Source organism: Acetomicrobium sp. S15 = DSM 107314 (genome assembly GCF_016125955.1).
Taxonomy (GTDB): Bacteria; Synergistota; Synergistia; order Synergistales; family Thermosynergistaceae; genus Thermosynergistes; species Thermosynergistes pyruvativorans.
Genome location: NZ_JADEVE010000155.1, coordinates 52,070 through 60,334 on the forward strand (window position 1 = coordinate 52,070; position 8,265 = coordinate 60,334).

At 55.4% G+C, this 8,265-nt stretch carries 13 protein-coding genes and 2 tRNA genes; 1 reads left to right on the forward strand and 14 read right to left on the reverse strand.

What is annotated here, in order from left to right:
- Window positions 1-2: 2 nt before the first annotated feature.
- From EZM41_RS03810 to EZM41_RS03865, 12 genes are all read right to left on the reverse strand, one after another.
- Window positions 3-365 carry a YraN family protein gene (locus tag EZM41_RS03810; RefSeq protein WP_198469674.1) on the reverse strand — a complete coding sequence of 121 codons (363 nt, stop codon included), beginning with the start codon at window positions 363-365 and terminating at the stop codon, window positions 3-5.
- Window positions 358-642: an EscU/YscU/HrcU family type III secretion system export apparatus switch protein gene (locus tag EZM41_RS03815; RefSeq protein WP_198469676.1), complete on the reverse strand. Its 285-nt coding sequence runs from the start codon at window positions 640-642 to the stop codon at window positions 358-360. Before EZM41_RS03815 ends, EZM41_RS03810 begins: the two co-directional genes overlap by 8 nt.
- A complete protein-coding gene (locus tag EZM41_RS03820; RefSeq protein WP_198469678.1) occupies window positions 642-1,655 on the reverse strand; it encodes a hypothetical protein in 1,014 nt (337 codons plus the stop codon). Before EZM41_RS03820 ends, EZM41_RS03815 begins: the two co-directional genes overlap by 1 nt.
- A complete protein-coding gene (locus EZM41_RS03825; protein ID WP_198469680.1) occupies window positions 1,655-2,227 on the reverse strand; it encodes a ribonuclease HII in 573 nt (190 codons plus the stop codon). Before EZM41_RS03825 ends, EZM41_RS03820 begins: the two co-directional genes overlap by 1 nt.
- Entirely contained in the window at window positions 2,202-3,041 is an 840-nt protein-coding gene (locus tag EZM41_RS03830) for a YlqF/YawG family GTPase (protein ID WP_342449226.1), read from the reverse strand. Before EZM41_RS03830 ends, EZM41_RS03825 begins: the two co-directional genes overlap by 26 nt.
- A 1-nt stretch (window position 3,042) precedes the next feature.
- Window positions 3,043-3,555 carry a signal peptidase I gene (gene lepB / locus EZM41_RS03835; RefSeq protein ID WP_198469682.1) on the reverse strand — a complete coding sequence of 171 codons (513 nt, stop codon included), beginning with the start codon at window positions 3,553-3,555 and terminating at the stop codon, window positions 3,043-3,045.
- Between the two features lie 170 nt (window positions 3,556-3,725).
- A complete protein-coding gene (locus EZM41_RS03840) occupies window positions 3,726-4,250 on the reverse strand; it encodes a type II secretion system protein (protein WP_198469683.1) in 525 nt (174 codons plus the stop codon).
- Complete coding sequence (locus tag EZM41_RS03845; protein ID WP_198469685.1) at window positions 4,201-4,659, reverse strand: acyl-CoA thioesterase; 459 nt, start codon at window positions 4,657-4,659, stop codon at window positions 4,201-4,203. The genes EZM41_RS03840 and EZM41_RS03845 overlap by 50 nt, the downstream gene beginning before the upstream one ends.
- Window positions 4,660-4,704: 45 nt before the next feature.
- The gene (locus EZM41_RS03850) at window positions 4,705-5,154 is read right to left on the reverse strand and encodes an MOSC domain-containing protein (RefSeq protein ID WP_198469687.1); all 450 of its coding nucleotides are present in this window, start codon (window positions 5,152-5,154) and stop codon (window positions 4,705-4,707) included.
- Entirely contained in the window at window positions 5,151-5,567 is a 417-nt protein-coding gene (nifU, locus tag EZM41_RS03855; RefSeq protein ID WP_198469689.1) for a Fe-S cluster assembly scaffold protein NifU, read from the reverse strand. The genes EZM41_RS03850 and nifU overlap by 4 nt, the downstream gene beginning before the upstream one ends.
- A complete protein-coding gene (nifS, locus tag EZM41_RS03860) occupies window positions 5,560-6,744 on the reverse strand; it encodes a cysteine desulfurase NifS (RefSeq protein ID WP_198469691.1) in 1,185 nt (394 codons plus the stop codon). Before nifS ends, nifU begins: the two co-directional genes overlap by 8 nt.
- Window positions 6,745-6,857: 113 nt before the next feature.
- Complete coding sequence (locus EZM41_RS03865; protein ID WP_198469693.1) at window positions 6,858-7,238, reverse strand: FxLYD domain-containing protein; 381 nt, start codon at window positions 7,236-7,238, stop codon at window positions 6,858-6,860.
- Window positions 7,239-7,386: 148 nt separating this feature from the next.
- Here EZM41_RS03865 and EZM41_RS03870 point away from each other — a divergent pair.
- Window positions 7,387-7,476 (forward strand) — tRNA-Ser (locus EZM41_RS03870).
- A 3-nt stretch (window positions 7,477-7,479) separates the two neighbouring features.
- Here EZM41_RS03870 and speD read toward each other — a convergent pair.
- Both speD and EZM41_RS03880 read right to left on the reverse strand, forming a co-directional pair.
- Window positions 7,480-7,893 (reverse strand): adenosylmethionine decarboxylase, encoded by a 414-nt coding sequence (speD, locus tag EZM41_RS03875; RefSeq protein WP_198469695.1) that lies wholly within the window; start codon window positions 7,891-7,893, stop codon window positions 7,480-7,482.
- Window positions 7,894-8,019: 126 nt separating this feature from the next.
- Window positions 8,020-8,094 (reverse strand) — tRNA-Ala (locus tag EZM41_RS03880).
- Between the last annotated feature and the right edge of the window lie 171 nt (window positions 8,095-8,265).

Genomic DNA, 8,265 nt, shown 5'->3' on the forward strand with positions numbered 1-8,265 from the left:
CGTCACACCCTCCCGGCAGTTACGTCCTTGACGTGTTCTATATCCCACCTATCATTCATATCCACAGTGACCCCGAATACATCGATGCGCCACGGCTTTCCCCACCCCAAAAGGGATGCATAGGTCGAACCGGCTCGCACCAAGCTTTTGAGCTTTCGCGGCCCCACCGAAAGCACAGGAGGCAAAAGCTTTCCGACGCGGCGCACCCTCACTTCAACCATGACGAGCTCATCGCCGTCCAGGGCCACGATATCCAACTCTCCGCCTCCGATCCTTACGTTGCGGTCCAAAATGCGCCACCCCATGCGCTCGAGCGCGCTTTTTACAAGATCCTCTCCCCACTGGCCGAGTTCGCGGCTATCCATTGCTCTTTTTCCCCTCTCTATCTAACCTGTAAAGGAAGGCGAGCACGCGAGCCACAGCCTCGTAGAGCTCAACCGGAATTTCTTCCCCCAGCTCTACAAACAGAAGAGCGGAGGCGAGCGCAGGGTCCTCGACGATCGGGACGCCGCTTTCCTTCGCTATCTCGATTATCTGTTTCGCCATTACGCCTTGCCCCGAAGCGACCACGCGCGGTGCTTCGTCTTTTTTAGCCTCATAGCGCAACGCTGCAGCCTTCTTGGGCAACTCGTCTTCTGCCATCACGCCGTCACATCCAATCGCCCTACCGTCACATCGCCATGACGAGAAAGGCCCACAGATACGCTAAGGTGGCGCAAAGATAGCGACACTGCGGACAGAGAACGCCTGAGTTCTTCCAGGCGCTCTTCGATGAGCGATTTCGACGGCTCGTCGCGCGCCCTCAGCGCTATAACCAAAGACGAGCCATTGCTGAATGCGTCACCGCGGACTTCACCTATCCGCCTCCCCTCAAAAGCAAAGGATGCGCGGTAGACCTTCTGCCCGCGGCGTTCCAAGACTTGGAGGTTCACGCAGGCCCAAAGCGGCTCATCCTCACCCAAAAGCGGCCATACCAAAGGGAAAAGCGCTTCTGACTTTGCGCCTCCTTCAAGCGGATGCAGCAAGGCCTTATGGGCCACCACAAGGTCGCGCAGTTCGCTCCTGTCGCGGCCTGCCAATTCGAGCGCCTCGCGAAGGGGCGCACCGTCTTCCATATAGCGCTTCAAGCTCGCCCTGAGCTCGCCCCAAAGGGAGACCACGGCTTGAGGGCTAAGCGACAGGTACCAAGCCAAGGGCAGAGCCAATTCCCCTTTTAGGGGAAGGCCTCTCGCCAATAACTCCGTCAGTGCCTCTATGAGGGTGAGGTTGGACCCCATCTGCTGCCATGCGCCTTTCAGGAAAGAAATCGCTTCGCCGTTCGCCATCAAGCCACGAGAAAGGAGCGCCGCAGCAAAGGGGCGATCTTCAGGGGCAAATTGCTCGATTGCGGGAAGGGTCAAACTTTTTACGTGGAGAAGGGGAGGGTCGCTCTTCGCATCCCACCTGGCGATGAAGCGCTGCCCGACGAAGAGAGGGATAGTGGAGCGGGCCCACAAAAGCTTTCCCTGAAGCCTCACCCAATATCCCCCGCCTTGAGCGCTCGCAACCGTGCCCTCGATCAATGCCCCGTCGCGAATGAGCGGAACGTCGCCCTTGACGCCTGGGATTTTCGCGCTATCGGATGCCCCTCCAACGCTGTTAGGCCCGGACGGCATCATGGGCGCCTCCAAGTGAAGCTCTTGCGGTGCAACGGGCTAGGTCCGAACTCGCCCAGGGCCTTTACGTGCGCCGCCGTCGGGTAACCTTTGTGGCGAGCGAACCCATATTGCGGATACAGGTTGTCGAGGGCCACCATAACCCTATCTCTCAACACCTTAGCCACCACCGATGCTGCCGCCACGACCGGAAACGAGGCATCGGCTTTCGCAACGGCTTTTTGCCTGTACGGAAGGTCCGGTATGGTATTAGTGCCGTCCACAATGACCAGGTCAGGCTCGAAAGGCAGCGCAAGCACCGCTTTTCTCATCGCCCAAAGGGACGCCCTCAAGATGTTCATCCGGTCGATGACGCGCGGCGAAGCGGCCTGTGCCTTCCAACATATAAAACCATTTGCACAGAAGGAACAAAACAGGCGCTCCCTCTCCTTCGGCGAAAGCGCCTTCGAATCCCTGAAGCCGAGCTCCCAGAGCTCTCCGTCCGACCCGAATGGAACGGAAACCGCAGCCGCCACGACAGGACCTGCCAACGGACCTCTCCCAGCTTCATCTACGCCGACCAGATACTTCATCCTTCGACTCTTCCGGCATTTCCAAGGTGAACCGGCCCAGATCGCCGCCAGAGAACGCCTTGAGGAGCGACATCCCGGCCCTCTCCAAGTCGACCTCTCCGCCGGGGCCGAGGCAACCGAGACGCCGACCCATGGCTTCAAGCGCCTCTTGCTCGCCGTTCGCCACATCTACACCCCATTTCTTCCGAATAGCGCCGATCAAATTTTTCTCCTTTAAAAAGCGAAGCAGCGACAGGGCAAGCACTTCGTACCCTCCGATCACCTCGACCTTCGAGCACCCGAGCCACGCCAAGAGCTGGTGAGTGAAAGGATCTGAAGAGGGATCCAAGATGCCGGGCGAATCCAGGACGAGGAAGCCTTCACCCCTGTACCACGAAACCCTCCTGGTCACGCCGGGAAGAAGTCCTACTTCTGCCTTTTTTCTCCTCACGAGCGCGTTTAAGAGCGTGGATTTTCCTACATTCGGTATGCCGATTACGGCGAGGCGAAGCTCTCTGAAAGACGGCTTATGCCGCAACAGACTCGCCCTCAAGGAAGCGATGTTGCCGCGCAGGTTCAGGGCCACTGCCGATACTCCGAGTCGCTTGAAGTGCGCAAGCCACAGATCGGTGCACTTGGGGTCCGCTAAGTCTTTGTGGCTCAACACGATCAACCTCGTGCGCTTACCCGTTAAATCCTCGGCAAAGGGAGCGGCGGTGGAAAGGGGAGCCCTCGCGTCACGCACCTCTATTACGAGATCGACCAGCGGGACGATTTCCTCGAGCTCTCGCCTCCCCTTGGCCATATGGCCCGGAAACCACACCGTCCTCCCCACGTCAATCTACAGCTCCTATCCGGCTCGGCGGCCAGTATCTAAACAAGACAGGGCCTCTCAGAAAACCCTTCGGGACAAAACCCCAAAAGCGGCTGTCCTGAGAATTAGGGCGATTATCGCCCATCATAAAATACTCTCCGGGCGGCACCTTGACGGGACTCATGTTATAGAAATCGCGATTCTGCACATACGGTTCGACGATCGGCTCTTCGTTTATATAAACTTGCCCGTCTCTGATCTCCACCGTCTCCCCTGGTAGCCCGATTACGCGCTTGACGAAGTCCCTCCTCGGATCCACGGGATACCTGAAAACCACAATCTGACCCCGCTTGGGATCAGTGAAGTGATACCAAAACTTTGCAACCAGGACGCGATCTCCCGGAAGCAGCGTCGGGATCATAGAGCCGCTGGGTATCCAAAAGGCTTGGACCACAAAAGCCCTCAATATCAACGCAAGGACCAGTGCCCAAACCACGGTCTCAAGCGTCTCGCGCCACCACGGCTTCGCTGCCATCGCTGCGACCTCCTCAAAGACTCAAGCTTCCGCTTAAGCTCAAATCGTAGATGTTTATAGTCTTTTTATAGCCCTTCGGCGGAGAAGTTGCAAGGAGACCCTATACGAGTCGTTTCTTTGTACCTTAACTACAACACACCGCCAAAAACCGCGACGGCGTGCGTTTGCAATTACGAATTGTCCCTCAGCGTGATGAGGCACTTACCGGAAATGACCAGATATTTGAGAGCCCTTGCCTTGTTCTGCCCGTCTGCCGTGATTTTCAACGTCACAGCCGGCGTCAACGTATGCCATACAGGGGAATAACTCGACTTATACGAACCTCCGTCTGCTTTGAAATAACATCTGCCGCCGCTTTCAAACGTCTCGTCCTCGTTCGTGTCGAACCAGTGAACAGTGATCCAATTCGAAGGTATTGTGGAATACTTCAGCTCGAAAAATCTTCCCTCCTTCACAGCCACATAAAAAACACGCTCTAACCAGCGCTTAGCTCTTTCGGCCTCGGCAATGGCCACTGCATCCTTAGACGGCCTAAAAGATAAAGTCAGGGTTGCCGCCAAAATGCCTACCACCGCAAAGACGACCAACAACTCGACCAACGTAAACCCGGAATGTCGGCCACAGCGCCCAACCGAGAGGGGCGATTTACGTCCGATGTCCCAAAAGATCGGCAACACCACCTTTAAGTCGGCCATCCTCGCAAAGCTCTAAGAGCATGCCGTAAAACGGTTGCGGCTCCCTTATCAGCCGCCCGCGGCTATCGCAGAAACCATGGCGCGTATAGCCGTGAACCAGGAGACGTTCTTCGGGAATCTTTAATATGCTATAAGAAAATGACATAGAATAGGGGGTTAGAGCGCTTACGCTCGTGCGCACCAAAAGCTCATCGTCATATCGAGCGGAATGCTTGTAGCGACAGCGGACCTCCACAACGGGCATGTATACACCCGTCGCTTCCCACTTCGAATAGGGGATACCCATAGCCCTACAGTAGTCAGTGCGCCCGACTTCGAAGTAAGTAAGATAGTTGGCGTAATAGACCACCCCCATGTTGTCGGTCTCGCCATATCGCACTCTCAGGCGCGATTCCACCACGGGAGCCATGGAATCCCTCCTCACAATACCAAGTTGGACATCTGAAACGCTTACTTACATGGAAACGTCGGCGAGCTTTCGCACCGGATCGCCTTTGCGCACGGTACCGCTCTTTATGACGGAGCAAAATGTGCCCTTCTTTGGCATTATACACTCTCCGGCGAGCCTGTAAATTTCGCACTCACCATGGCAGTTCTTGCCTATCTGAGTAACCTCTAAGATCGCGTCCCCTACCGCCAAGCGATCTCCCACCGCCAAACAACTCACATCGAAACCTTTTAACGTGAGGTTTTCGGCAAAGGCACCGGGGCCCACATTGGGAATCCTATCGCGCATTCCCTCTATGTCTTCAAGGGACAAAAGGCTGACCTGTCTGTGCATAAAACCGGCATGGGCATCACCGCGAAGGCCGAGGCCTTCCAAAAGCAATGCCTCACCGACGTCCTGTTTTTTTGTGCCTTTTTCCTTAGAGATACAAACAGCCCAGACTACCCCTGTGCTCATACCGTCACTTCGCTCTCTTTTTTGTTATCGACGCCGGCTCTATCAGCTTTCGACTTCGATAGGTAATCCTCTATGGCCGCCTTTATTCCCTCTTCGGCGAGCAAGGAACAATGGAGCTTATGAGGAGGGAGCCCTCCGAGCGCTTGAGCCACATCCTTATTGCTGACCTTAAGGGCCTCCTCGAGCGTCTTGCCCTTGACCATCTCCGTAACCATGGAGCTCGTGGCGATCGCCGCGGCGCAACCGAAGGTCTCGAATTTAACGTCCACAATACGGCCGTTTTCTACCTTCAAATATATCTTCATGACGTCGCCGCAGACCGGATTGCCTACCGTGCCTACACCATCGGCGTCCTCTATGCGCCCGACGTTCTTCGGATTCATAAAAAGCTCTACCACTTTCTCGCTATACATGCCTCGCTACCTCCTTTTTGCCATAAGGAGACATCGCCCTCAGCGACTCTACCACTTTTGGAAGATTTTCCAAGACATAGTCTATATCCTCATCGCTCGTATCTTTCCCGAGGGAAAGCCTGAGAGAGCCATGGGCAACTTCATGAGGCAACCCTATGGCCAAGAGCACGTGACTCGGTTCTAAGCTGCCCGACGTGCACGCCGAGCCGCTGCTCGCGCCTATCCCGAGGGCGTCAAGCCGCAATAGGAGAGATTCTCCTTCGATGTATCGGAAACAGAAACTGGCGTGAAAGGGAAGCCGCTTGGTGCGGTGCCCTGTCAAAAGCACGTCGTCTATGCGCTCGAGGACCCCATCTATCAGACGATCGCGCAGGCGCCTCTCGTTGTCGACTTCGCCCTTCTGCAATCTCTCCATCGCAAGGGCAGCTGCCTCACCAAACCCAACCATGCCAGCGGTATTTTCTGTTCCGGAGCGAAGCCCCCGCTCCTGGCCGCCGCCGTGGATCAAGGGTTCGATCTTTACCCCTTTTCTCACATATAAAGCCCCCACACCCTTGGGCCCGTACATCTTGTGAGCCGCCATTGTCATCAAGTCGATGGGCAAAGTTTTCGTATCTATGGGGATATGCCCTGCCGCCTGCACGGCGTCGGTGTGAAAGAGCACGCCGCGTGCGCGGCAAAGGGCGCCTATTTCATCTATTGGCTGGACCGTCCCGATCTCGTTATTGGCGAAGTGGATCGTGACCAGAACCGTATCGGGGCGAATAGCGCGCTCGAGTTCGTCAATCTTGACGAAACCTTCGCCGTCGACGGGCAGAACAGTGGCCTCGAAGCCCTCCTTGCCGAGCCACTCGCACGTATGGAGGACGGCGTGATGCTCCGTAGCCGACGTTATGACGTGACGCCCCTTCCCTTTTAACGCGAAGGCGGCACCTTTTATAGCGAGGTTATCGGCCTCGCTCCCGCCCCCGGTGAAGATTATCTCTGCGGGGTCGGCATTTATGAGCCCAGCCACTTTATCGCGCGCTTCATCTACAGCCTGGCGCGCCTTCCTACCCCACGCGTGAAGGCTGTTCGGATTGCCGAAGTCTTGAGAAAAATAGGGGATCATCGCTTCCAGAACACGGCAATCTACTGGCGTGGTAGCTGAATGATCGAGATACACTGAACGGTTCATTGTTCGTACCGCCTCTCTTTTTTAGGCATTCCTAAACTATGCCTACTCTAACTCCTAAATTGCTCCTTGTCAAGAGCGGCGGCAAGAGGTTGCGACGCAACCCTTCACGGCCCTCATCCATAGCCGCGACCCTCATCCGGCAATACCTTTACTACAGCAGGATAGGACTTCAACCGCAGATAAAGGTTGATTTCGCCCACCTCGTCCGGACTTAAAGTCGCGGGTCGCGACAAAGTCCAACCGTCTGCCACGAGGTTTCCCGAGGCGTCGTAGAGCTCCACGACCACTGCAGCCCCTTTGACGTTCGCAGAAGAGACATTAAGCAACGTGGCCGTCAGAGAAAAGAGTCCTTCTTCGGCATCGTAATGCCACGAAAGCTCGGGTATCGCGAGGTTAGAAGTCGCTTTCTCCTCGCAAGAATCTTGAGCGGAAGCCAACCCTGCGCCCCAGAGCAACAAAAACATCAAAAGCATACCGCGTGCTGCGCGCGCCATGCCAAATCGCCCCTTTCGTTATCTTATTAAGTCAAGGTCGCTATAGCACATAAGGACAAACTCGCCTCACGCAAAATGCAAAAGACAACTAAACGTTTACCTTCAACCCCTGCCATTTTCCCCATCGTTATCTTATAATATGACAAAGGGAGGGCTGGCCGAGCGGTCGAAGGCGGGTGACTTGAAATCACTTGTGGCTTTAACGCCACCGGGGGTTCGAATCCCTCGCCCTCCGCCAATTTCAAAGCGCGTTCTTGGAGCGCAGGTCCTCTTCCCACGTGATGAGTGAATGGTAGAATTCGTTATCTCCGTCGTCGAGGCCCCGCGTTATCTCCGTCACATGGGAGTAAACGGCGCCCACCTGTTCAACCACGTAATCCACAGCCACTTCGGGAAGGCTCTCTTCGCCGCAAGTGTAGATATCGAGCGCCATATAGCCGAACTCGGGCCATGTATGCACAGACAGGTGGGATTCGCTTATTACCACTACGCCGCTCACGCCGTTTGGAGGAAAACGATAGAAAGAGACAGCCCATACCTGTGTCTTGGCGCGCCTGGCGGCTTCAACGAGCACTTCTTGCATGCGATCAACTTCGCCTATAATCTCTTTGCAGCCAGAAGCTTCTACTATGAAATGACGACCCCGAGGGCTCATTTCCCACCCCCCCTTTTTCGCTAAGGTTTCCTGAATAATAGTAACACGATCAGACCTAAAGCAACCGTTCGGCTCTCATGATCAAAGCAAAGAAAAATGGGAGGCTCTTAACCTCCCAGAATTCACTGGTGGAGCTGGGGGGAATTGAACCCCCGACCTCTTCCATGCCAAGGAAGCGCGCTCCCTCTGCGCCACAGCCCCGCTACTTAGCGAGGATCATTATATGTAGAATATTGATGCCTGTCAACAAACCGGTTTTCCTCAAAAATAATGTCTTCGAAATCTCATTGTTTCCCCACAATTGACGAAAAGGGCAACCACTCCGACAATCCCTTTTGGACAAGACTTTCATCAAGGGGGGTTTTGGAATGG